This window comes from Serratia sp. PL7, from assembly GCF_945957435.1.
The window spans coordinates 1,804,294-1,826,598 of sequence record NZ_CAMFLB010000001.1; the positions used below are offsets into that span (position 1 = coordinate 1,804,294).

The window sequence follows — 22,305 nt, forward strand, 5'->3', positions numbered from 1 at the left end:
GAGTGACACGATTCCCCCCGGCTTGCCAAGCGGCGCTACGCCAGCTCGCGCTTTTTCTCGTTGACGTCGCTCTCGATGCCCTGCTTGACGTCCGCCGGGATCTTCAGCGCCTGTGCCAACGCATCGAGATAGCCGCGCTCCATAAAATGATCGACGTCGATCACCAGACAGCTCAGGTAATAAACCTCCAGCGCCTCGTCTTCGTTTTGCACGCTGCGGGCGATCAATGCCGGGTTGAGCGGCTGATCGAGCGCTTCCTGTACCCAACCCTGCGCCTCTTCCCCCACCTGCAACTGCGCCAGGCTGTGATCGATGGCACGCTGCTCGTCGGCATCGATATGGCCGTCGCTCTTGGCGGCAAACACCAGCGCCTGCACCAGGCGTTTGGCGCGCAGATCCACCGGCGTGGTTTGCAAACCGAACTGCGGTTCGTCCTGATGGGTCTCTTTCACCCGCTGTTTGTACTTGTTCCACAGCACTGCGCCCACCGCCGCGCTGCCACCGATAATCAGCGCATTCTTGCCGAACTTGCCCACCAGCTTGCGCGAGGACTTGTTGGCCAACAGCACGCCGACCAGGCCGCCCAGCGCAGTGGGCGCCAGCAGCTTGCCGATGCCTTCCGCCCCGCCCATCGCGCCGGCCTTCTGCCCGATCAACGTTTGAATCTGCTGCATCCAGTTACTTTTCATCATCTACCCCTTGCGTGAAAAAACGCGGCGCGCGGGCGCGGCCGAACCGACGGTAAACCGCCAGATTAGGGGATCTTTTGTCAATTTACGTCTGGGGGATGCAAACCTGTGTTTAGCGGATCGGCGGGCCGGACGGCCCGCCGGGATAAGCTGCGGCGTTACGCGTCTTCGTCGCCCGCTTCGTCGTCCTGCTCGTACTCCGCCAGCTCGTCGCGCATCGCCTGGATGGCGTCACGAGTCATCAGCGCCAGCGTGCGGTAGAAACCGGTGGTGGCGTGCGCTTCCACTTTACCGAGGAAACGGCCGCACCACGGCAACAGGAACTCGTCGAACAGCGCGATCTGCGCCTGTGCTTCATCTTCCTGCGACTGATCTTCCAGCCAGGACGCCGCCAGCAACAGCTGGCCGAAATGGTCGGCCGGTGCCTCCGCCAGCGGCATGCCGCGCTGCTGCAAGAAGGTGCGCACTTCCGCTTCGCTGGCGCCTTCGACGTAGTCGGAGCGGAACGGCGACACGCTGCACTCGCTGCCGACGAACATCGCGTTGAAGTCGGTCGCCAGTTGGTTGACATCGCAGCCCTGCTGCAGGCGCTTCAGCAGGTCATCCTGCTCCAGCGGCCAGTGCTGCTGCAGCTTGCCCTCTTTGATCAGCGCAAACAGCGGCACCAGCAGCGGATCCTGCGGCTGGCGGTAGAACAGCGTACCCAGCACGCGGCAGACAATCGAAAACTCATTCATGATAAAGCCTTATTCAATACGGAAAATTTTGCCGGGACGATGTCACAAATCGGCCAATTCCGCAATCGCCGGCTTGCCGCGCCGTTCGAGAAAATCCAGCAGCCGGCGCGGGCTGACGTTGAGAATGCGCTCCTGCGGGAAGCCCACCTCGTCGATGATGCGCTCGCAGTGCTCAAAGTTGCCCAGCGAAAAGGCAACGTGCGAATCCGAACCCAGCGCCAACCAACCGCCGGCATCGCGCACGGGGGCGGCGATCGCCCGACAGTTGGCCTCGCTGCCCTTGCGGGAGTGGGTGAACGACGAGTTATTCAGCTCCAGCGCCACCTCGTATTTGGCCGCCGCCGCCGCGACGGCGGGAATGTCGATCGGATAACGTGGGTTGCCGGGGTGGCTGATGATATGCACGTCCCCCTGCGCCATCGCGGCGATCATCGCTTCAGTATTGGACGCTTTATCCTGCGGCGCAAACACCGGCTCGTGGAAACCGGCGATGATCACGTCGGTGGCGGTCAACATCGGGCCGGTGCAGTCGATGTCGCCCTGTAGGTTTTTGATGTTGGCTTCGATACCGCGCAAGATGCCCACGCCGTTCACCCGGCGCGGCCAGACGTGCATGTTCATAAAGTGCCAGTAGTGCGGCGCATCGGCCATGTCCGGGCCGTGATCGGTGATGGCGAACAGCTTGATGCCCTTCTGCTGGGCTTCGGCGATGTAATCGTGCAGCGTGCTGTAAGCGTGGGTGCTGGCGACGGTGTGCATGTGCAAATCAACGGGGTACATTGTTTCTCCTTCCAGAGGGCCCGCCCGCAAAGGTACGGGCAGGCGCGATGACGATAACAGCTTATCAGTTACCGAACGGCGGCTGAAGGATCAGTAACCCCGCTGCCTGTCGACCACGCCGGCCGGGGTGTGCCCCGCCTCCAGCGCGCGGATGTTGGCGGCGATCTGATCCATCGCCTGCTGCGGCAACGTGATGGCAGCAATATGCGGGGTTATGGTGACACGCGGATGACGCCAGAACGGGTGATCCTGCGGCAGCGGCTCGCGGGTGAACACGTCCAGCGTGGTGGCGGCCAGCTGCCCCTGCTCGAGCGCCGCCAGCAAATCGGCTTCCACCAGATGCGCGCCGCGCGCGATGTTGATGAGGTAGGCGCCCGTGCTCAACTGCGCGAACAGCTCGCGGTTGAGGATGCCGACGGTCTCCGGCGTATTGGGCAGCAGGTTGATCAGCAGTTTGACGCCGTCGAGGAAGGCCGCGCGCTGCGCCTCCCCGGCGAAACTTTGCACGCCGTCGATCTGTTTGGCGCTGCGGCTCCAGCAGCGCACGCGAAAGCCAAACTCGGTCAGCTTGCGCGCCACGCTCTGCCCCAGCACGCCGGCGCCGAGGATGCCGATGGTGAAATCATCCAGCGAGTGAGGATCGAGCGGCTGCCATTCCTGCCGCTGCTGCAGCGCCTGATACTCGTCGAAACGGCGGAAATAGCGCAGTACATAGCTCAGCGCATATTCCTGCATCTGCTGCGCCATGCCGGTATCCTCCAGCCGCAGCAGCGGCACGCCGGCGGGCAGCGTGCCGGGGTGTTTGCGCTCCTGATCAAGAATGGCATCGACGCCGGCGCCGAGGGCGAACACCGCTTTCAGATCGCGGCGGTTGGCCAGCATTTCGTGCGGCGGGCGCCACACCAGCGCATAATCGGCTGGCCGCTCGTCGCCGCGCTGCCACTCGCGGATCTCGGCCTGCGGTAGGCGTTGCTTGATGCCGGCCAGCCATTCCTGGGCGTTAAACAAGGGGTGGTAATAAATGATGTTCATACTGCGGGCTCCCGTTTGTTTTTATTGGTTTTCCTCCAGCCTTCCGCGATTCGCCGCCGGATGCAAGCGTTAAAGCCCAAAATAAAAACAGCCCCGACCAGTGGGGCTGTTGCGCATACTCGCCAATCAGGCGGCAGACGGGCCGTCGCGCCGGATAAGGCGCCGCAGCAGCGGAATGAGAATCAGCATCGCCACGCCGACGCCCGTCGCCCCCCAGCCCAGCGCGCTGAAGATTTCGCTGTAGCCGGGATTGGTTTGCAGCGGCGTGTTGCCGCTGTTTTCCGGCATCAGGCCGGAGACGTAGCCCGCCAACACCGAAGCGACGCCGGTCACCATCATCCAGCAGCCCATCATCACGCCCTGATAGCGCGGCGGCGCCAGCTTGCCGATCATCGCGTAACCGATCGGCGAGATCATCAATTCGCCAACGCTTTGCAGCACATAGCTGATGACGATCCATTTAAACGCCACCAGCCCGTCGCCGCCCGCCATGCTGATGCCCAGCGGCAGCACCAGCATGCCGAGCCCGATACAGAACAGCGATCCCGAGAACTGCAGCGGAATGTCGATGTTGCAACCGCGAGCGCGCAGGCGATTGAACCACCAGGCCAGCAGCGGGCCGCCCACCACGATCACCAGCGTGTTGATGTTCTGGATCCACTGCGGCGCCACCTGAATGCCGTAAACGTTCAGATTGATGTTGTGCTCGGAGAACAGCATCAGCCCCATCGGCGCCAGCTGGTACAGCGCCCAGAACACCAGCGAGCCCAGCGCCAGGATCAGATAAGCCGCCATTCTGCGGCGCTCATCGCGCGGATGGTGGCGCAGCGTCACGACGCACAGCATCAGGAAGATCAGCGCGCCGAGCACAATCACGAAATGGCCGCTGAACTCGGCGTGGGTCAGCATCACGCGGATGATCGGCACCAGCGCTACCAACACCGCCAGCCCGACCAGCATGCGCCAACGGTATTGGCTGCGGCTGGCGTCGTGCAGCGGCGTATTGAGATCGGCCAGAATGCGCCAACGGCAGACGGCGACGATAATCGCCGCCGCGTTGCCCAGCGTGGCAAACAGGAACAGCGCGCGGTAGTTTTCCGTCAGTTGGAAATAACCGGCGACGGTAAAGCCGACGAAGAACCCGAGGTTCATGCCGGCGTAGTTCCACAGGAAGGCCGATTCGCGCCGATCATCGTCCGGCTTGAAACGCTGAGTCAGCATCATATTAATGCAGGTCACGTTAAGGCCGCTGCCGGTCAGGAACATCGCCAGCCCCCAGTACAGCCCCCACACGCCCGCGACGGCAATCAGCGCGCAGCCGATCACCTGCAGCACCATGCCGAGCACGAACAGGTTGCGGTTGCTGAGGAAACGGCCGCCGAGATAGCCGCCGAACATGTGCAGGCCATAGTTGAAGGCGCCGAACACGCCCATCATGGCGTTGGCGCTGCTTTCGTTGAAGCCCAGCCGCTTGGTGGCGTACAGCACCAGCGTGGAATAGAGTACGGCGAAACCCAGCGTGGCGAAGATCTGGATGAAGAACAGCGCCCCCGCACCGGGGGGAATGGCATGGCGCGCTTGCGGCGCCGGCATGGCATCTGAAGGAGTCAAAACGAACCTCTACTGCATTATTATGTAATGAGTCTGTCCCTGTCTGCGATATCGCCGGCCTGTCACCCGGCAATCTGCGCGGCGTTGTGATGTTCCTTGCCAAAAACGCCGCGCCGACACAATTCCATTTAGCGACACATCTGACTAATAATCCAGTATTAATGCATATAACAGCAGACAACCTAACGTCAGTGGCGATATATTGAGCTACCTGTACAGAAAAAGGTCAAACAATCGTCTTTTATGGATTCCGACTGCGGTCTACCCTGCCCACGTGTGGCCACGAGTAGGAATATCGTTCGGTAAATCAGCAAATTGCTGCAAGTTTGGCTAAACAGTCATGAGAATGAAATAAGAGGGTTGACGCTGAGATCAGATTCTCCTACATTAGCGCCCGTCGACAGCGCAAAGCGTTATCGACAACAAAACGGTGAGGTGTCTGAGTGGCTGAAGGAGCACGCCTGGAAAGTGTGTATACGCGAAAGTGTATCGAGGGTTCGAACCCCTCTCTCACCGCCAAATTTAAAGAGAAAGCCTGGATTCGCGTCCAGGTTTTTTTTTTGCATGGCGCACCGCCGAGAGGGGTGAGAAGCCTCGACAGGGTTCGACAAAACGCCTGCGTTTTGGACCGCCAACGGCGGCCCGCAGGGTGAGCGCAGCGAATCAACCCCTCTCTCACCGCCAAATTTAAAGAGAAAGCCTGGATTCGCGTCCAGGCTTTTTTTCATGGCGCACCGCCGAGAGGGGTGTGCACAGCGCATCTCCCCCCCTCAGCAACCGTGATTCCCATTTCCGCCGGTTATCCACGAGCCTTACTTCTGATTTTCTCACCCTTTCATGACTTCTGCCCTACCGTTCGCCGCAGTTTTCAGCAAAGTGCACACGGCTTGAGCGGACGAACAAAAACACAGAAATTATTCTTGACCGGATCGGCCCCACTCCCTATAGTAGCGCCCCGTTGCAGCGATGATTTCGCAACAAAAAATATGGTGAGGTGTCCGAGTGGCTGAAGGAGCACGCCTGGAAAGTGTGTATACGCGAAAGTGTATCGAGGGTTCGAATCCCTCCCTCACCGCCATATTCTACGAAGAAGCCTGAACTCACGTTCAGGCTTTTTTGTTTGCATAGCGCACCGACCGGGAGGGTGAGAATCCTCGACAGGGTTCGACAAAACGCCTGCGTTTTGGACCGCCAACGGCGGCCCGCAGGGTGAGCGCAGCGAATCTATCCCTCCCTCACCGCCATATTCTACGAAGAAGCCTGAACTCGCGTTCAGGCTTTTTTGTATGCATAGCGCACCGGCCAGAGAGCGCCCCCTCGACAGCGGCATAAGCTGTCGACCATAATGCCCTCATAAAGGTAGGCCAATGCGTAATGCAAGGGAGAAACGTGGCGCGTAAGAAGAAAGGCAATGCCCCGCGGCCAAAGACAGGCCCCGTTAAAGAAAAATCGAATAACCGTTTGGCGAAAGTATCGGCATTTTTGGTAGGCTCAGGGATTCTCATGGCAATATTGGGCGCCACCTATCAGTACTTCGCCGGCTGCGTTTCATTAGCTTTCGTTCAACCTGTCGGAAGAGCGTATGAGTTCCAACTGACGAATGACATGCCTTCGGATCGTACCGTAGCCTCCTTTCGCATCATTCCCCCCGACGTCCAGCAAGTGATCTACAAAGTCACCGAGGATGTCTATGCCACCCGCGACGAAAAAGGGCAGATCACCTTGCCGGGCGGTAACCAGAGTTATGTTCCTGCCGCAGAATTTAAAGAGCTTGATGGCCAGCGCTTATCCGCGAACTCCTCATTCAAGTTTCGCGTGCCGCCGCTTTCCAATCGCACCTGGATGGCACCGGAGGCAGCCATCGTCGACATTCGCTATGAAATCGACTCGTCAAACCCTGTGCTTGCCGCTATTGAAAGCGTATTTAACGTCCTGGGTCTCCACACCCGCCAGCACACCGTTCGCTACCTGGTCATTGAGAACTACTGGACGCCTTCACGTTCAAACTCTCTCAACGAGGCGATTCGTATATTCTGCCGCGACAGCGACACGGTGGCAAAGTCAGGCAGTTGCGACAACTTTTGAATCCCCCACAGGTAAAGACAAAAAAGCCCGAACGCAAATTCAGGCTTTTTTATCCCCACTGCCCAATCGTTCAGTGGTGCGTGCATCTCACCGCCGTCGGCTGCGCCAACGCACGGCGCCAGTCACCCGGCGTTTGGCCGAACTGGCGCTTGAAGCTGCGGTTGAACGACTGCTGTGAGTCGAAGCCGAGCGAGATCGCCACGCTGACAATCGGTTCACCGCTGTTGGCCAAACGCTCCGCCGACACCTTCAATTTTTGCATACGGATATACTCCCCCAACGCGTAGCCGGTCTGGCGCTTGAACATGCGCTGCAGATGCCATTTGGAGTAGCCCGCGCGGTCCGCTACGGTGTTGATATCCAGTTTTTCTTCCAGATTGTTGTCGATCCACGTCTTCAAATCGGTAATGAAACCCGTCGTGTTCATGCTGATGCTCCCATCATTCGGCAGGGTCCCCCTCTGCCCGATGCACATACGTTGCAACAGTTTCGCTTTAAATGCAATTTTTATTATTGCATTTACCAGAAAGCCGCCTCTATACTCCACCCAATTAATGTAACCGATATTGATACATTAATGTGACACCAATATGTTTCAAAACCTAACGTTGGGCCATAACAAGGCACAACGCCCCTTCCGCCGAACGCAGGCATACATGAAGGGAAAGCCCGGAAAACAGGGCTGGGTATGGGGCCAGACAGCGCTTACTTATCGGAATAAAAATAATGGCAAATCAACCAAACTCATCGTTCAACGCCGGCGGCCGCACGCGCGCCTTCGCTCTGGGCCAGCGGCTCTCCGGGGTGGCGCTGCTGGCCGCCCTGCTCGCCGGGTGTGACAACAGCGTCGCGCACAACGCCCCGCCACCGCCGCCGGTGGTCAGCGCCGCCAGCGTGGTGGTCAAACCGATCAGCCAGTGGGATGCGTTCAATGGCCGGGTCGAAGCAGTGCAAAGCGTACAGCTGCGCCCGCGAGTTTCCGGCTACATCGAGCGGGTCAACTACACCGAAGGCGACGAGGTGAAGAAAGGCCAGGTGCTGTTCACCATTGACGATCGCACCTACCGCGCCGCGCGCGAACAGGCGCAGGCCGAGCTGGTGCGAGCGCGCAATCAGGCAACCCTGGCGCGCAGCGAATCTTCGCGCACCGAGAAGCTGATCGGCACCCAGGCCATCTCGCAAGAGGTGTGGGAACAGCGTCGTTCGTCCGCCGCACAGGCGCAAAGCAACGTGCTGGCGGCGCAGGCTCAGCTCGATATGGCGCAGCTTAATCTCGACTTTACTCGCGTCACCGCGCCGATCGATGGACGCGCCAGCCGCGCGATGATCACCGCCGGCAACCTGGTCACCGCTGGCGACAGCGCCAGCGTGCTGACGACGCTGGTGTCGCTCGATAAGGTTTACGTCTATTTCGACGTGGATGAAGCCACCTTCCTGCGCTATCAGCAGCAGGGCCGGCACGATGCCCGCCTGCCGGTGAAAGTTGGCCTGGTGGGTGAAGACGGCACCCCGCATCAGGGGCTGGTGGATTTCACCGATAACCAACTGAACGCCGGTACCGGCACCATCCGCATGCGCGCCCTGCTCGACAACCGCGATCGTCGCTTCACGCCGGGGCTGTTCGCCCGCGTGCAGATGCCCGGCAGCGCCGAGTTCAACGCCATGCTGATCGACGATAAAGCGGTGATGACCGACCAAAACCGCAAGTTCGTTTACATCGTCGATAAAGACGGTAAGGCACAGCGCCGCGACATCGACGTGGGCCGCATGGCCGAAGGATTGCGCATCGTGCAGAAAGGGTTGGCAAACGGCGATCGGGTGATCGTCGACGGCATGCAGAAAGTGTTTATGCCGGGCATGCCGGTCGACGCGAAAAGCGTCGCGATGACCACTACCGCTTCCGCACTTAACTAAGCTCCCAGCCGAGACTTCTGACCCATGGACTTTTCCCGTTTTTTCATCGACCGACCGATCTTTGCCGCGGTGCTGTCGATACTGATTTTTGTCGCCGGGGCGATCGCCATCCCGCTGCTGCCGATCAGCGAATACCCGGACGTGGTGCCGCCCAGCGTGCAGGTGCGCGCAGAATACCCGGGCGCCAACCCGAAAGAGATCGCTGAAACGGTGGCCACGCCGCTGGAAGAAGCGATCAACGGCGTCGAAAACATGATGTACATGAAATCGGTCGCCGGCTCCGACGGCGTGCTGGTGACCACCGTCACCTTCCGCCCCGGCACCGATCCCGATCAGGCGCAGGTGCAGGTGCAAAACCGCGTGGCGCAGGCCGAAGCGCGCCTGCCGGAAGACGTACGCCGCCAGGGCATCACCACTCAGAAACAGTCTCCGGCGCTGACGCTGGTGGTGCATCTGGTCTCGCCTTCCGGCAAGTACGATTCGCTCTACCTGCGCAACTACGCCACCCTGAAGGTCAAGGACGAGCTGGCCCGTCTGCCGGGCGTCGGCCAGGTGCAGATCTTCGGCGCCGGTGAATACGCGATGCGCATCTGGCTCGATCCGAACAAGGTTGCCGCGCGCGGGCTGACCGCCTCCGACGTGGTGAGCGCCATGCAGGAGCAGAACGTGCAGGTCTCCGCCGGCCAGCTGGGCGCGGAACCGATGCCGACGCGCAGCGACTATCTGCTGTCTATCAACGCCCAGGGCCGCCTGCAAACCGAAGAAGAGTTCGGCAACATCATCCTCAAAAGCGGCGACAACGGCGAGATTGTGCGACTGCGCGACGTGGCGCGCATCGAAATGGGTTCCGGCAGCTACGCGCTGCGCGCCCAGCTCAATAACAAGGATGCGGTTGGTATCGGCATCTTCCAGTCGCCGGGCGCCAACGCCATCGAGCTGTCGGACGCGGTGCGCGGCAAGATGGCCGAGCTGGCAACCCGCTTCCCGGACGGCATGAGCTGGAAAGCGCCATACGATCCGACGGTGTTCGTGCGCGATTCGATCCGCGCGGTGGTGGATACCCTGCTGGAAGCGGTGATCCTGGTAGTGCTGGTGGTCATTCTGTTCCTGCAGACCTGGCGCGCCTCGATCATTCCGCTGTTGGCGGTGCCGATCTCCGTGGTCGGCACCTTCGCCGCACTGTATCTGCTCGGCTTCTCGCTCAACACCCTCAGCCTGTTCGGGCTGGTGCTGGCGATCGGTATTGTGGTGGATGACGCCATCGTGGTGGTGGAGAACGTCGAGCGCAATATCGAAGAGGGGCTGTCGCCGCTGGCGGCGGCGCACCAGGCGATGCGCGAGGTCTCCGGCCCGATCATCGCCATCGCCGTGGTGCTGTGCGCGGTGTTCGTACCGATGGCGTTCCTTTCCGGCGTCACCGGCCAGTTCTACAAGCAGTTCGCCGTCACCATCGCCATCTCGACGGTGATCTCCGCCATCAACTCGCTGACCCTGTCGCCGGCGCTGGCGGCGCGCTTGCTGAAACCGCACGGCGCACCGAAAGATATGCCGTCGCGCCTGATCGACCGGCTGTTCGGCTGGCTGTTCCGGCCGTTCAACCGCTTCTTCGCCAGCGGTTCGCAGCGTTACCAGCACGGGGTGTCCCGCGTGCTGGGCCGACGCGGCGCGGTGTTCGTCGTTTACCTGCTGCTGCTGGCCGCCGCCGGGGTGATGTTTAAGACCGTGCCCGGCGGCTTTATCCCGACGCAGGACAAGCTGTATCTGATTGGCGGCGTGAAGATGCCGGAAGGCGCCTCGCTGGAGCGCACCGATGCGGTGATCCGCAAGATGAGCGCCATCGGTATGAGCGTGGACGGCGTCACCGATGCGGTGGCCTTCCCCGGCCTGAACGCGCTGCAGTTCACCAATACGCCGAATACCGGCACGGTATTCTTCGCGCTGGAGTCATTGAGCACCCGTACTCGCACCGCGGCGCAGATCAACGCCGAGATCAACGCGCGCATTTCGCAGATCCAGGAAGGTTTCGCCTTCTCGATCATGCCGCCGCCGATCCTCGGCATCGGCCAGGGTTCCGGCTATTCGCTGTACGTGCAAGATCGCGGCGGACTGGGTTACGGCGCGCTGCAGACGGCGATCAACACGATGTCCGGCGCCATTATGCAAACGCCGGGCATGGGGTTCCCGATCTCCTCCTATCAGGCTAACGTGCCGCAGCTGGACGCCAAAATCGATCGCGACAAGGCCAAGGCGCAGGGGGTGCCGCTCAATGCGCTGTTCAGCACGCTGCAAACCTACCTCGGTTCGTCTTACATCAATGACTTCAACCGCTATGGCCGCACCTGGAAGGTGATGGCGCAGGCCGACGGCCAGTTCCGCGACAGCGTGGAAGACATCGCCAACCTGCGTACCCGCAACGACAAGGGCGAAATGGTGCCGATCGGCAGCATGGTCAGCATCGGCACCACCTACGGCCCGGATCCGGTGATCCGTTATAACGGCTTCCCGGCGGCGGACCTGATCGGCGATGCCGACCCGCGCGTGCTCTCCTCTACCCAGGCGATGGGTGCGCTGACGCAGATGGCCGATAAGCTGTTGCCGAACGGCATGAACATTCAGTGGACCGATCTGAGCTATCAGCAATCGACCCAGGGCAACGCCGCGCTGGTGGTGTTCCCGGTAGCGGTGCTGCTGGCGTTCCTCGCGCTGGCGGCGCTGTATGAAAGCTGGACGCTGCCGCTGGCGGTGATCCTGATCGTGCCGATGACCATGCTGTCGGCGCTGTTCGGCGTATGGTTGACCGGCGGCGACAACAACGTGTTCGTGCAGGTCGGGTTGGTCGTTCTGATGGGGCTGGCCTGTAAGAACGCCATTCTTATCGTCGAGTTCGCCCGCGAGCTGGAAATGCAGGGCAAAGGCATCGTCGAAGCGGCGCTGGAAGCCTGTCGCCTGCGGTTGCGCCCGATCGTGATGACCTCCATCGCCTTCATCGCCGGCACCATCCCGCTGATCCTCGGCCACGGCGCCGGCGCCGAAGTGCGCGGCGTCACCGGCATCACGGTGTTCTCCGGCATGCTGGGGGTCACGCTGTTCGGGCTGTTCCTGACGCCGGTGTTCTACGTCACCCTGCGCCGCCTGGTGGCACGCAAGGCACAGCCGCAGACGGCGTAATCATCGTCTTAACATGCAAAAAGGTCGGGCATTGCCCGACCTTTTTTTATGCATGCGAACCGCGATTATTTATCGGCGGTTTCAGCCTCTTGCGCAGCGGCGTACTCCGCACAGGCGCGCTTGTCGCCCCGCTCCAGTTCGGCCAGCGAATCGGCCACGGTGTGGCGCGCCAGCACCGCAAGCGAAGCCTGTTCGGCCTCGTTTACCACCGACTTGAAATACCAGCAGGCGTTGGCGCTCACCAGGCAGCGAGCCGGCACTTCAGGACGGGAAGCCCAGATGCGCTTGTCGTCGATCACCGCCAGGTAGATGTCCCGCAGGGTGATCTCTTCCGCCGGGCGGCCGAGGTGGATAGAGCCGTTTCGGCCCAGGGTGGAAACGATGATGCCGTCTTTGGTCAGCGGGACCATCAGTTTGCGGATAAAGCTGGGGTTGGCTTCCAGAGCGGCGGCGAGGGTGGCGCTTGTCGAACGCATGCCCTGCTTCTCAGCTACGGCGACGCTAAGGACCATTTGCAACGCTGTCGGAAAGCGAAAATCTAACATGTCGTTATCTCTGCGAGACGAAATACTCGGGTTTGACCGGTGTGGCGATTGGCGCCGATAACACCGCTTAATTGCACAATAATATAACAAACGCGGGGGCTTTTTTGAAGTTTTGCCCAGTGATATCGCACGCAGACATTAGAACGATCGCAAATTCTTAGACAGGCAAAAAACAGAAACCCGCGTCAATGTTAACGCCGCTCGCTTAACCGGGTTAAACGATCAGAACTAACACTGCCCGCGGGTTTAATTTGAATGTGGCGATCAGGCTCTGTTCAGCACCAGCTGGCCGTTTTTGTCCAACGGGATTTGCGTGCCCGGATCGTGATCCATGCGGATCTTGCCCTGCTGATTGCCGATCTTGTAGGTCACGTCATAGCCCAGCATTTTCTGGGACTTGTCGTAGACCGTTTTGCAACGCTGCTGAACGCTGGTGCTGACGTCGTTGTTCTGCATCGCCCCTTGCACCTGGTTACCGGCATAGCCGCCACCCAGTGCGCCGACCACGGTCGCCACATCGCGTCCGCGACCACCGCCGAACTGGTGGCCAATCACGCCGCCCGCCACTGCGCCCAACACAGAACCGGCGATGCGGTTTTCATCCTGCACCGGTGCACGGTGCGTCACGGTGACGTTGCGGCATTCCTGACGCGGCGTTTTGATGGTTTCTTTAATCGGCGTTGCGGCGAGCACCTGCGCATATTGCGGACCGGCAGAAAAGACGTCGAGGCTGGCTACCGCGGCAATCCCCAGAGCGGCAGCGACACCAATTCCAACACCGGCTAACATTGACTTGTTCACAGGAAACCTCCTGAAAGTGTTACCACGCATTTTTTCCGGGGTCTGTTACCGGCATGGCACCGCGCTTATTATTTTGCGCATGGGCGGCTTGCGGTATCCCGGTTTACGGCGTGCGCGACGCGCCGTCTGTAAACGAGATAAAGTCTGCACAATGATCTGAGGACCCGCAATAAGACAAGGGGACCAAAAATGCGGGAAAACGGCTGTTTTCCCGTTGTTTAGGAGGAATCTTAAGAATTTTACCCATATCGGCGACAGCTTATGCTGAAGAATCAAACAACCGCCGCCGATCGCCTCGCGCTGCCATAAAAAAACCCGCGCGGGCGAACCGGCGCGGGTTGGTCGACAAAGGCGGGATCAGTGCATCTTCAGACGCGGACGGATCACCCGGTTAATGCCGCCCACCAGCATCATCAGGCCGGTTTTGATGTAGCCATGCAGCGCCACCTGGTGCATGCGGTACAGCGAGATGTAAACGAAGCGCGCGATGCGCCCTTCCACCATCATCGAGCCGCGCATCAGGTTGCCCATCAGGCTGCCGACGGTGCTGAAGCGCGACAGCGACACCAGCGAACCGTGGTCTTTGTACACGTAAGGCTTCAGCGTCTGGCCGTTCATCAGCGCCAGGATATTGGTGGCGCAGCGCGAGGCCATCTGGTGCGCCGACTGGGCGCGCGGCGGCACGAAACCGCCGCCCTCTTTCGGGCAGGAGGCGCAGTCGCCGATGGCGAAGATGTTCGGATCGCGCGTGGTCTGCAGCGTCGGCTCCACCACCAGTTGGTTGATGCGGTTGGTTTCCAGGCCGCCGATATCTTTCATGAAGTCCGGCGCCTTGATGCCGGCCGCCCACACCATCAGATCGGCGTCGATAAACTCGCCGCCCTTGGTGTTCAGGCCTTTGGCGTCCGCGCTGGTCACCATGGTGTTGGTCAGCACGCGCACGCCAAGTTTGATCAGTTCCTGGTGCGCAGCAGCGGAAATGCGCGGCGGCAGCGCCGGCAGAATGCGCTCGCCGGCTTCCACCAGCGTCACGTTGAGCGCGCTGTTGTCCAGGCCTTCGAAACCGTAGCTGTGCAGCTGCTTCACCGCGTTGTGCAGTTCGGCGGACAGCTCAACGCCGGTGGCGCCGCCGCCGACGATAGCGATGTTGACCCGCTCTTTTTGCCCCGGCTGCGCCGAGAACTTCAGGAACAGGTTGAGCATTTCGTTGTGGAAACGACGTGCCTGATGTGGGTTATCCAGGAAGATGCAGTGCTCTTTCACGCCCGGCGTACCGAAATCGTTCGAGGTGCTGCCCAGCGCCATCACCAGGATGTCGTACGGCAGTTCACGCGCCGGCACCAGCTCGCCGCCCTGCTCGTCGCAGATCTGCGCCAGCTGCAGCGTTTGCGTTTCGCGGTTGATGTTGGTCAACGACCCCAGCTGGAAGCTGAAATGGTGATTGCGCGCGTGCGCCAGGTAGCTGAGCGCATCCACGCCGTCATCGAGGGAACCGGTTGCCACTTCGTGCAACAGCGGTTTCCACAAATGGCTGTGGTTGCGATCCACCAGCGTGATCTCCGCTTTGTTCTTGCGGCCAAGTTTATGGCCCAGGCTGGTCGCCAGCTCCAGACCACCGGCGCCGCCGCCAACAATAACGATTTTCTTCTTTGGCGTTGTCAAAATAACCCCCTAAATGTGAACCATTTGTTATCCCAGGGTAAATAAATAATATCCTTAGAATACATAGGGTTCGCGTAAAATAAATCGGCTCTCTGAAGCCAGAATAGCATGTGAGGTTATTTGGTCATACCAAAATTGACGTACATCAATTTTTTTTGGTTAAAGGCTGGACGAGGGGATTTTTTGGGGATTGTGATTCAAATAGTTAGCGCTGAGTCACAGTTTTAAATTTTGCCGATTGCCACGCCAAATCTGGCTTTGTTGCACAAAAAAGCCGCACTTTCCGTCGGTGAAAAACGGGGAGAGCGGCTCGCGGCAGCGTTATGAAACTGTTAACCCAGCGCCTTGAACGCCTTGAGCCGCTGCAGATGCGGCGAGATGTTTTTGAACTTGTGCGTCTGCTGTTCATCCCAGACGATTTCGTAGTAGTGATGCAGCAATTCGGCACTGCGTCGGTTATCCAGCACCTCGTCGTGACGCGAAAGCACCACCAGACAGCGATCGCGATTTTTCTCGCGGAAATCCTCCACGCACTTGGTGGCGATATCGCGATACTCTTCCGGCCGGTCTATCTTGCCGTGCATGTGTTCTTCCGGGTACAGATTGGGATTGAACATCGCCTGGCGAATGCCGCACAGGAAGCCGATGCGCTCTGCCCAGAAACCGCCGAGGCCGACCCCGCAGATCAACGGATGCGCGTCGCCGCCCTGCTGCACCGCCTTGTCCACCTCTTTCAACAGATGCTGCATGTCGTGACGCGGATGCAGCGTGCTGTAGCTGATAAAGCGCACGTCCGGATCGATAAACTGCAGCTGTAACACCTTTTCATGATTGCCGGGGCTGGTGGAATCGAAGCCGTGCAAATAGATAATCATGTGGATCCTCGCAACAAGCCAAGGGCCGCGGGCGCGGCCCTCATCATTTCCGCTCTGCGCCGCGGTGCGGCACCTGGATTCACCCTTGCGAACGCTGCTTGTGCTCCTCCCAGCGTTCGCTCAGCGCGCTGAGCGCCTTGTGCGCCTGCTGCCAGCGCTCGGAGTCGCGCAGTTCCTGACGGGTGAACTGACCGCGATGATATAACCGCTTCACCTTCTCTGCTTTGACCGGGGACAGGTTATCCAACACGCTGACCGCGCCTTCGCGGTGGTTGCACACCAGGATCATGTCGCAACCGGCATCCAGCGCCGCCTGGCCGCGTTCGGCATAGCTGCCCATGATGGCGGCACCTTCCATCGACAGATCGTCGGAGAAAATCACGCCGTCGAAGCCCAGCTCCTGACGCAGGATCTGCTGCAGCCAGTAAGGCGAGCCGCTGGCCGGACGCGGGTCCGCTTCAGTATAGATGACGTGAGCCGGCATGACGGCGTCCAACAGCTGACGGTTGATCAGCTCGCGGAAGATCGCCATGTCGTGCTCGCGGATCTGCGCCAGCGGCCGCGGATCGCGCGGCGTTTCCTTGTGCGAATCGGCGCTGACGGCGCCGTGCCCCGGGAAGTGTTTACCGGTGGTTTTCATGCCGGCGCTGTGCATGCCGAGGATGAAGCGTTCCGCCATCGCCAACGCCTGCTGCGGATCGCTGTGGAACGAACGTTCGCCGATCGCCGCGCTGCCGTGGCCGATGTCCAGCACCGGCGCAAAGCTGATGTCGATATCCTGCGCGATCATTTCCGCCGCCATCAGCCAGCCGGCCTCCTGCGCCAGACGGCCGCCTTCCTGCGCATTGTGCAACGCGGCAAACGACTGCGCCGCCGGCAGACGGGTGAAGCCCTCGCGGAAGCGCTGCACGCGCCCGCCTTCCTGATCTACCGCCACCACCAGCCGATCGTGCGATTCGGCGCGGATCTGGCGCACCAGCTCACGCAGCTGCTCCGCATCGTGGAAGTTGCGGGTAAACAAGATCAATCCACCAACCAGCGGATGTTTCAAAATCTCGCGTTCTTCTGCATCCAGCTCGTAGCCGGCGACATCTAGCATTACTGGGCCCACGGGCACCTCACTTCATTATTGTTCGTTCAGAATTCGGATGATGATAAACAGAATCGCCGGCGCAGCGCCGCGCCCCAGCGCAAAAATTCGGCGTCGCCGCTCTGCTGCCAGCGCACTTCAAACCACAGCAGCATCAGATAATCCACCCACGGCAGCCAGCGCTGCACCTGCACCTGCAGCCGGGCGACGTCGTGATAGCCCTGACGCGCGTAATGCTGCAAAAAGCGCTGCTGCGCCTCCGCCGCCCAGCGGTTGCCGCGAAACAGCGCGGCGATATCCAACGCCACATCGCCGTCGGCGGCATACTCCCAGTCGATCAGCCGCAGCCCCTCGCCGGTCGCGAGCAAATTGCCCGGATGGATGTCCATGTGTAGCGGCGCCAGGCGTAATGGCCGCGGCGGCGCGCAGCGTAAGAAATGACGCTGCCAACTCAGCCAGGCGGGGGTTAAACGCCGCGTATCCAGCTGCTGCCAGTAGCGGCGGAACTGCCGCCGCAGATCCAACCGGTAACCGCTGAGCGGCCGCCGGTGCAGCGTCGCCGCCATCGCCGCCAGCTCGCCGCGCTGATTCAGCCTGTCAAACTCAGCTTCTGTGACGACGTCACCTTCGAGCCATTCGAGGACAAGCCACTGATTATTCTGCGCGAAAACCCGTGGCCCCAGCCCCGGCGCGCAGCGCCTCAGGACCTGCGCCTCCCGCCGCCTGCTCACGCCCAACGCGCGTTTCTCCGCGCTGTTTTGTCGCGCCAGCAGCGTGATGCCCAAACCGTCAATGCGCCAGCTCTCGCCGGTCAGCCCCTGCACCAGGCTGAAATGACAACCGGCGGTATTCACCGCCGGCAGTCTGGTTTCCATCAATCGTCGCAGCGCGGCCTCAGCGTTTAACGGCGCCATTGCCCGACCAGACGATCTCGCCGGTTTGCACCAGCATCAGCTGCATATCCAACGCCGGCGACTTCACGTCGCCGCTGACGTCGCTATACAGCACGTACTGCGCACCGACGATGCGCGCCAGGCCAATCGCCTTGCTGCGCGAGCCGAAGCTGTCATCCGCCGACAGGCCCAGCGTTTGTCTGGCGCTGGTCAGCTTCGCTTCCGGCACCACGCTGAAGGTGGAGTTCGACGCCAGCGCCTTATACAGCGCCGCGGTGGCTTTGCCCATCTGCAGCGAGCCGTTGGTGTTGTTCTTGACGCTGTCCAGCAGCAGCACGCTGCCGGCCGTGACGCCATCGGCCTTCAACATCTGATTCACCAGCGGCTGAACGCTGCCCAGCCAGTCGAGCTGCTGGATTTTCGGCGGCTGCGGCACCGGCTCGGTAGTTGGCGGCTGCGGCTGCTCGACCGGCGGCGTCGGCTGTTCTGGTTCGACGGTGACCGGCGGCAACGGCTGATCCGGCTCAGGCGGACGCGACAGACAGCCGCTCAGGGTGAATGCGGCCAGCGCCACTAAGACGTACTTTTTCATGCTTTTTCTCCAAACCTGGCAAGCGCTTACAGGTACAGATACAGACGCGCGCTTTTAGCTTCCAGATTACCGTTAATCGAGTAGATTTTGGCGTCCGAGTTAGGCGCCACGACGATCTCACGCGGTTTCTCGAAGGGGCGAATATCCAGCCCCTGCGCGTCGTACCAATAGAAACGATAATGCACGGTGACCGGCGTCGGTTGGCTGTTATTGAGCACCGAAGTCGCCATCACCCGGCCGGAAGCGTTCGAGACAGAGGGCGTATCGGCAAAAATGCCGGCGGTCAGCACCGAAGGATCCATCACCACCGTTTGCCCCCGGTTAACCGCGATGCCGGATGGCGAACTGCACCCCATCAGCAACGCGGCGGGCAGCGCCAACGCCATCAGACAACGCAGAGTTTTTTTACCGCGCATGATTTCCTCGCTTAACGTGACAGCAGCGGCCCCAGCGAGCGGCCACCGACCAGGTGCATATGAATATGATAGACCTCCTGACCGGCGTGGCGGTTACAGTTGACGATCAGGCGGTAGCCGTCCTCGGCGATGCCTTCCTGTTCGGCGATCTTCGCCGCGGCGGTGATCATGCGGCCCAGCGCAGCTTCGTGCTCGACGGTCACGTCGTTGACGGTTGGGATCAGCACGTTGGGAACGATCAGCACATGGGTAGGCGCCTGGGGGGAGATGTCACGGAAAGCGGTGACCAGTTCATCCTGGTAAACCACATCAGCAGGGATTTCGCGGCGGATAATTTTACTGAAAATCGTTTCTTCGGCCATCTGGCGTTCCTTGTTTTACACAATTAGCTGTACGCAGTATGAGTGACAAATTCTACTGCTTTCAACCTGATTGCGCACTTTCCACGTCGAGTGCTGCAGATTCGCGCAGGCCGTCGCCCCGCTTGTGCATCTTTTCACTTTGGTTATTCACTATTGTTGCTTTACTTGCCCCGCGCCGCCGCCAATAGTAACCCCATGATTAACAAAGGATAGAGGGCACTATGCCACTGAAGATTGCGGCGCTGTGCGCGCTGTTGCTGAGCGCTGCCGTGCAGGCGGCCACGACGGGCGGCATCGACCTGCAGGCTAACCGAGAGCCGATACGCACGGAGAAAAACCCGGCGGCTATCGCGCTGATCCCGGCGAACTTTCACTTCGCGGTCCCCGGCAAGCTGACGGTGGCGGTAGCATTCGAGAACTCCCCGCCGCTGGCGCTGTTCGCCGAAGACAATAAAACGCTGATCGGCAGCGATCCGGACATCGCCCGCCTGGTGGCCGACAGCCTCGGGCTGGAGCTGAATCTGGTGCCCACCTCCTGGGAAGATTGGCCCTTGGGCATCAGCGCGGGCAAATACGATGCGGCGATCTTCAACATCGCCGTCACCAAACAGCGTAAAACCAAATTCGACTTCGCCACTTACCGGGTGGACACGCTGGGCTTTTACGTCAAATCCACCAGCCACATCACCTCGATCAACCGCCCGCAGGACGTGGCCGGGCTGCGGATCATCGTCGGATCCGGCACCAATCAGGAAAACATTCTGCTGGGATGGGATAAGCAAAACCGCGCCGCCGGGCTGCCGCCGGTACAGCCGATCTACGTGACCGACGACGCCGCCACCAACCTCAGCATTCAGTCCGGGCGCGCCGATGCGTTCTTCGGCCCCCACTCCACCGGCGCCTACAAGGCGGCGCTGACCGGCAAAACCAAAATGGTCGGCATCGGCCCCAACGTGGCCTACGTCGCGGTCACCACCAAAAAAGGCAACGGGTTGGTGAACGCCGTCAACGCCGCGATCAATGGCGCGATCGTCAGCGGCGAATATGCGCAGGTGCTGGAACGCTGGGGCGAAGGCGACGAAAAGGTCGAGCGCTCAACCATCAACCCGCCGGGCATCGGCGACTAGCTACCGATCAGCTGCGGGGCATGTCGGCGCATCCACTCGGCCAGCGAGTCCAGCGTCGGCCGCAGCGATTTGCCGAGCGTGGTGACCTGGTACTCCACCCGCGGCGGCACTTCGGGATACACCTGCCGCGTCACAAGACCGCGCTGCTCGAACAGCCGTAGCTGGCGCGTCAGCTCTTTTTGCGCAATGGGCGCCACCGCCCGCTGCAGCTCGCTGAATCGCACCGGGCCATCGATCATAATCAGCCGATACAGGATGGGTATCGCCCATTTGCCCGACACCAGATTGACAAAGTCCACCATCGGGCAGGATTCGCCCGCCGTCGGCAACGCCGACAAATTATTTTTCGCCGCTAAGGGCGCGCGCGCCGTCATTTCATCCCACCTCGTCCTTTAGTATCCAAAAGGTGCCTACTATGCAAAAGGAACCATAGCGCAAATAATGCCGCAACAGACGCGAAAGAGGAATCGGTTATGTCACGACTGCAAGGCAAATACGCATTGATTACCGGCGGCACCAGCGGCATCGGGCTGGAAACTGCCCGCCAGTTCATCGCCGAGGGCGCGACGGTGGCGATCACCGGCCGCAGCCAACGCGCCCTGGACGCGGCGGGCCAGGCATTGGCGGGCAACGCGCTGTTGCTGCTGAGCGACGCCGGCGACATCCCACAGCAACGTGCGCTGGCGCAGCAGTTGGAGCAACGGTGGCCGCGGCTGGACGTGCTGTACGTTAACGCCGGCGACGTCACGCACCGCCCGCTGCAGGAGTGGGATGAGCAGAGCTACCAGCGGCTGATGGACATCAACCTGAAGGGGCCGTTCTTTCTGATCCAGGCGCTGCTACCGCTGCTGGCCACCCCTTCCTCGGTGATCCTGTGCGGTTCGGTCAGCGCCCATATCGGTCTGCCGCAAAGCAGCGCCTACGCCGCCAGCAAAGCCGGTTTGTTATCTCTGGCCAGAACGCTCTCCGGCGAGCTGCACGCGCGCGGCATTCGCGTCAACGGCCTCAGCCCCGGCCCGACCGAAACCCCGGCGCTGGGAAAATTGGGGCTGGCGGAAGCGGATGAACGGGCATTGCGCGACGATATCCGCGCGCTAGTGCCGATCGGCCGCATGGGCAGCGCACTGGAGCTGGCCAAAGCGGCGGTGTTTCTGGCGGCGGATGAGTCGGCGTTTATGGTCGGCGCGGAGCTGCAGATGGATGGCGGCGTGGGCAACCTGTAACCGCGCGCGACACCCTAAGAAGGCCGCTTGCGCGGCCTTTATCTGTTCCTCTCAGCTCACCCCTTGAATCGGGTTGGTATTAAAGGTGTAGACCACGATCTTCCATTGGCCCTGCTGTTTCTCCAATACAAATACTTCACGGTTTAAATCGATCAGGGTGGCACCGTCGCTTATTCGAGTAACCGTTGCGCCGCGATGATGGTGCGTGCGCACATAGGCCATATTACCGCTCACGCTGACGCTGTCATAAGCAAACTCGGTTTCAAATTTCTCGTTTTTAAATAAGTCATCATATTGTTGGCGGCGCTTTTCATTGCTGTCCGCCGTCGGTTTTTCGTTCCATTGCGAGTAACTTTCTGGCGCGAAAAGTGACAAAATCGTTTGCGTATCGCCGGCGTTAAGCGCTGTCTGGTAGCGGTTTATCAGCTCATACACCGCCTTCTGTTCGGCCGCGACGCCCGCCTCTGCGGAAACCCTGTAACTTTGCGATGCGGCCTCGCTGCTTGCGGCATAAGTTTGGCCGCACAAGCCCGCACCCGCCAATAACAATACGGCAGTTAATTTTTTCATATAAATATCCTCTTCGGCATTATTTCATTATGGCAATACAGGATGCGATTTCAGATAAATAAAAACGCTGAAAATAAATTATCCAATGCTGCGTCAAATTGACAGCCGGCATATTTAAAAATACTCTTTTAAT

General features: G+C 60.4%; 22 protein-coding genes, 2 tRNA genes and 2 other RNA genes. 9 read left to right on the top strand and 17 right to left on the bottom strand.

Features of this window, described 5'->3' with window-relative positions:
• Positions 1-35 precede the first annotated feature (35 nt).
• From N6G83_RS08625 to N6G83_RS08645, 5 genes are all read right to left on the bottom strand, one after another.
• Positions 36-689, bottom strand: a complete 654-nt coding sequence (locus N6G83_RS08625; RefSeq protein ID WP_033642711.1) for a tellurite resistance TerB family protein — start codon at positions 687-689, stop codon at positions 36-38.
• Positions 690-847: 158 nt separating this feature from the next.
• Complete coding sequence (locus N6G83_RS08630) at positions 848-1,426, bottom strand: molecular chaperone (RefSeq protein ID WP_015377474.1); 579 nt, start codon at positions 1,424-1,426, stop codon at positions 848-850.
• Positions 1,427-1,468: 42 nt separating this feature from the next.
• Positions 1,469-2,206, bottom strand: a complete 738-nt coding sequence (locus tag N6G83_RS08635) for a phosphatase (RefSeq protein WP_260515128.1) — start codon at positions 2,204-2,206, stop codon at positions 1,469-1,471.
• Positions 2,207-2,296: 90 nt separating this feature from the next.
• Positions 2,297-3,238, bottom strand: coding sequence for a glyoxylate/hydroxypyruvate reductase GhrA (ghrA, locus tag N6G83_RS08640; protein WP_127146233.1), 942 nt, complete (start codon positions 3,236-3,238; stop codon positions 2,297-2,299).
• A gap of 126 nt (positions 3,239-3,364) precedes the next feature.
• Entirely contained in the window at positions 3,365-4,831 is a 1,467-nt protein-coding gene (locus N6G83_RS08645) for a peptide MFS transporter (RefSeq protein ID WP_049203463.1), read from the bottom strand.
• Positions 4,832-5,278: 447 nt separating this feature from the next.
• Here N6G83_RS08645 and N6G83_RS08650 point away from each other — a divergent pair.
• The 5 genes from N6G83_RS08650 to N6G83_RS08670 all read left to right on the top strand — a co-directional run bounded on the left by N6G83_RS08650 (position 5,279) and on the right by N6G83_RS08670 (position 6,934).
• Positions 5,279-5,368, top strand: a tRNA-Ser gene (locus N6G83_RS08650).
• A gap of 44 nt (positions 5,369-5,412) precedes the next feature.
• Positions 5,413-5,533: non-coding RNA, RtT sRNA (locus tag N6G83_RS08655), on the top strand.
• 304 nt (positions 5,534-5,837) lie between these two features.
• Positions 5,838-5,927: transfer RNA gene (locus tag N6G83_RS08660), tRNA-Ser, on the top strand.
• 46 nt (positions 5,928-5,973) lie between these two features.
• A non-coding RNA gene (locus N6G83_RS08665) (RtT sRNA) lies at positions 5,974-6,093 on the top strand.
• A 145-nt stretch (positions 6,094-6,238) separates the two neighbouring features.
• Positions 6,239-6,934, top strand: coding sequence for a hypothetical protein (locus tag N6G83_RS08670; RefSeq protein ID WP_197770797.1), 696 nt, complete (start codon positions 6,239-6,241; stop codon positions 6,932-6,934).
• A gap of 70 nt (positions 6,935-7,004) precedes the next feature.
• Here the strand turns inward: N6G83_RS08670 and N6G83_RS08675 are convergent, their stop codons facing one another.
• Entirely contained in the window at positions 7,005-7,361 is a 357-nt protein-coding gene (locus tag N6G83_RS08675) for a helix-turn-helix domain-containing protein (protein ID WP_033642706.1), read from the bottom strand.
• A 299-nt stretch (positions 7,362-7,660) separates the two neighbouring features.
• Between N6G83_RS08675 and sdeA the strand changes: the two genes are divergently transcribed.
• Positions 7,661-8,848, top strand: coding sequence for a multidrug efflux RND transporter periplasmic adaptor subunit SdeA (sdeA, locus tag N6G83_RS08680; RefSeq protein ID WP_043141656.1), 1,188 nt, complete (start codon positions 7,661-7,663; stop codon positions 8,846-8,848).
• Between the two features lie 24 nt (positions 8,849-8,872).
• A complete protein-coding gene (gene sdeB, locus N6G83_RS08685; RefSeq protein ID WP_043141659.1) occupies positions 8,873-12,016 on the top strand; it encodes a multidrug efflux RND transporter permease subunit SdeB in 3,144 nt (1,047 codons plus the stop codon).
• Positions 12,017-12,081: 65 nt separating this feature from the next.
• Here the strand turns inward: sdeB and N6G83_RS08690 are convergent, their stop codons facing one another.
• From N6G83_RS08690 to hinT, 9 genes are all read right to left on the bottom strand, one after another.
• Positions 12,082-12,561 (bottom strand): RrF2 family transcriptional regulator, encoded by a 480-nt coding sequence (locus N6G83_RS08690; protein WP_025302433.1) that lies wholly within the window; start codon positions 12,559-12,561, stop codon positions 12,082-12,084.
• A gap of 264 nt (positions 12,562-12,825) precedes the next feature.
• Positions 12,826-13,362, bottom strand: coding sequence for a glycine zipper 2TM domain-containing protein (locus N6G83_RS08695; RefSeq protein WP_167325016.1), 537 nt, complete (start codon positions 13,360-13,362; stop codon positions 12,826-12,828).
• Between the two features lie 357 nt (positions 13,363-13,719).
• Entirely contained in the window at positions 13,720-15,024 is a 1,305-nt protein-coding gene (locus N6G83_RS08700; RefSeq protein ID WP_004928794.1) for an NAD(P)/FAD-dependent oxidoreductase, read from the bottom strand.
• 332 nt (positions 15,025-15,356) lie between these two features.
• Positions 15,357-15,899, bottom strand: a complete 543-nt coding sequence (gene ycfP / locus N6G83_RS08705; protein WP_015377468.1) for an alpha/beta hydrolase YcfP — start codon at positions 15,897-15,899, stop codon at positions 15,357-15,359.
• Positions 15,900-15,978: 79 nt separating this feature from the next.
• Positions 15,979-16,998 (bottom strand): beta-N-acetylhexosaminidase, encoded by a 1,020-nt coding sequence (gene nagZ, locus N6G83_RS08710; protein WP_043141667.1) that lies wholly within the window; start codon positions 16,996-16,998, stop codon positions 15,979-15,981.
• A gap of 38 nt (positions 16,999-17,036) precedes the next feature.
• Positions 17,037-17,903, bottom strand: coding sequence for a phosphotransferase (locus N6G83_RS08715; RefSeq protein ID WP_260515130.1), 867 nt, complete (start codon positions 17,901-17,903; stop codon positions 17,037-17,039).
• Complete coding sequence (gene lpoB, locus N6G83_RS08720) at positions 17,884-18,474, bottom strand: penicillin-binding protein activator LpoB (protein WP_025302429.1); 591 nt, start codon at positions 18,472-18,474, stop codon at positions 17,884-17,886. Before lpoB ends, N6G83_RS08715 begins: the two co-directional genes overlap by 20 nt.
• Positions 18,475-18,500: 26 nt before the next feature.
• Entirely contained in the window at positions 18,501-18,890 is a 390-nt protein-coding gene (locus N6G83_RS08725) for a YcfL family protein (RefSeq protein WP_025302428.1), read from the bottom strand.
• An 11-nt stretch (positions 18,891-18,901) separates the two neighbouring features.
• On the bottom strand, positions 18,902-19,252 hold the full coding sequence (gene hinT / locus N6G83_RS08730) for a purine nucleoside phosphoramidase (RefSeq protein ID WP_004928776.1): 351 nt from the start codon (positions 19,250-19,252) through the stop codon (positions 18,902-18,904).
• 221 nt (positions 19,253-19,473) lie between these two features.
• Here hinT and N6G83_RS08735 point away from each other — a divergent pair, with 221 nt between their 5' ends.
• A complete protein-coding gene (locus N6G83_RS08735; RefSeq protein WP_025302427.1) occupies positions 19,474-20,379 on the top strand; it encodes a transporter substrate-binding domain-containing protein in 906 nt (301 codons plus the stop codon).
• Here the strand turns inward: N6G83_RS08735 and N6G83_RS08740 are convergent.
• Positions 20,376-20,753: a winged helix-turn-helix transcriptional regulator gene (locus N6G83_RS08740; protein ID WP_072271517.1), complete on the bottom strand. Its 378-nt coding sequence runs from the start codon at positions 20,751-20,753 to the stop codon at positions 20,376-20,378. The genes N6G83_RS08735 and N6G83_RS08740 overlap by 4 nt on opposite strands.
• A 99-nt stretch (positions 20,754-20,852) precedes the next feature.
• On the opposite strand from N6G83_RS08740, the gene N6G83_RS08745 reads away from it, so the two are divergent.
• A complete protein-coding gene (locus tag N6G83_RS08745; protein ID WP_043141680.1) occupies positions 20,853-21,602 on the top strand; it encodes an SDR family oxidoreductase in 750 nt (249 codons plus the stop codon).
• Positions 21,603-21,653: 51 nt separating this feature from the next.
• On the opposite strand, the gene N6G83_RS08750 is transcribed toward N6G83_RS08745, so the two are convergent.
• Complete coding sequence (locus N6G83_RS08750; protein ID WP_151428369.1) at positions 21,654-22,172, bottom strand: YybH family protein; 519 nt, start codon at positions 22,170-22,172, stop codon at positions 21,654-21,656.
• Between the last annotated feature and the right edge of the window lie 133 nt (positions 22,173-22,305).

Bases quoted from the DNA above. Each gene is read 5' to 3' on its own strand.
- N6G83_RS08625 (WP_033642711.1), bottom strand. From the start codon at position 689: ATGAAAAGTAACTGGATGCAGCAGATTCAAACGTTGATCGGGCAGAAG.
- N6G83_RS08630 (WP_015377474.1), bottom strand. From the start codon at position 1,426: ATGAATGAGTTTTCGATTGTCTGCCGCGTGCTGGGTACGCTGTTCTAC.
- N6G83_RS08635 (WP_260515128.1), bottom strand. From the start codon at position 2,206: ATGTACCCCGTTGATTTGCACATGCACACCGTCGCCAGCACCCACGCT.
- ghrA (WP_127146233.1), bottom strand. From the start codon at position 3,238: ATGAACATCATTTATTACCACCCCTTGTTTAACGCCCAGGAATGGCTG.
- N6G83_RS08645 (WP_049203463.1), bottom strand. From the start codon at position 4,831: ATGCCGGCGCCGCAAGCGCGCCATGCCATTCCCCCCGGTGCGGGGGCG.
- N6G83_RS08675 (WP_033642706.1), bottom strand. From the start codon at position 7,361: ATGAACACGACGGGTTTCATTACCGATTTGAAGACGTGGATCGACAAC.
- sdeA (WP_043141656.1), top strand. From the start codon at position 7,661: ATGGCAAATCAACCAAACTCATCGTTCAACGCCGGCGGCCGCACGCGC.
- sdeB (WP_043141659.1), top strand. From the start codon at position 8,873: ATGGACTTTTCCCGTTTTTTCATCGACCGACCGATCTTTGCCGCGGTG.
- N6G83_RS08690 (WP_025302433.1), bottom strand. From the start codon at position 12,561: ATGTTAGATTTTCGCTTTCCGACAGCGTTGCAAATGGTCCTTAGCGTC.
- ycfP (WP_015377468.1), bottom strand. From the start codon at position 15,899: ATGATTATCTATTTGCACGGCTTCGATTCCACCAGCCCCGGCAATCAT.
- nagZ (WP_043141667.1), bottom strand. From the start codon at position 16,998: ATGCTAGATGTCGCCGGCTACGAGCTGGATGCAGAAGAACGCGAGATT.
- N6G83_RS08715 (WP_260515130.1), bottom strand. From the start codon at position 17,903: ATGGCGCCGTTAAACGCTGAGGCCGCGCTGCGACGATTGATGGAAACC.
- lpoB (WP_025302429.1), bottom strand. From the start codon at position 18,474: ATGAAAAAGTACGTCTTAGTGGCGCTGGCCGCATTCACCCTGAGCGGC.
- N6G83_RS08725 (WP_025302428.1), bottom strand. From the start codon at position 18,890: ATGCGCGGTAAAAAAACTCTGCGTTGTCTGATGGCGTTGGCGCTGCCC.
- hinT (WP_004928776.1), bottom strand. From the start codon at position 19,252: ATGGCCGAAGAAACGATTTTCAGTAAAATTATCCGCCGCGAAATCCCT.
- N6G83_RS08735 (WP_025302427.1), top strand. From the start codon at position 19,474: ATGCCACTGAAGATTGCGGCGCTGTGCGCGCTGTTGCTGAGCGCTGCC.
- N6G83_RS08740 (WP_072271517.1), bottom strand. From the start codon at position 20,753: ATGACGGCGCGCGCGCCCTTAGCGGCGAAAAATAATTTGTCGGCGTTG.
- N6G83_RS08745 (WP_043141680.1), top strand. From the start codon at position 20,853: ATGTCACGACTGCAAGGCAAATACGCATTGATTACCGGCGGCACCAGC.
- N6G83_RS08750 (WP_151428369.1), bottom strand. From the start codon at position 22,172: ATGAAAAAATTAACTGCCGTATTGTTATTGGCGGGTGCGGGCTTGTGC.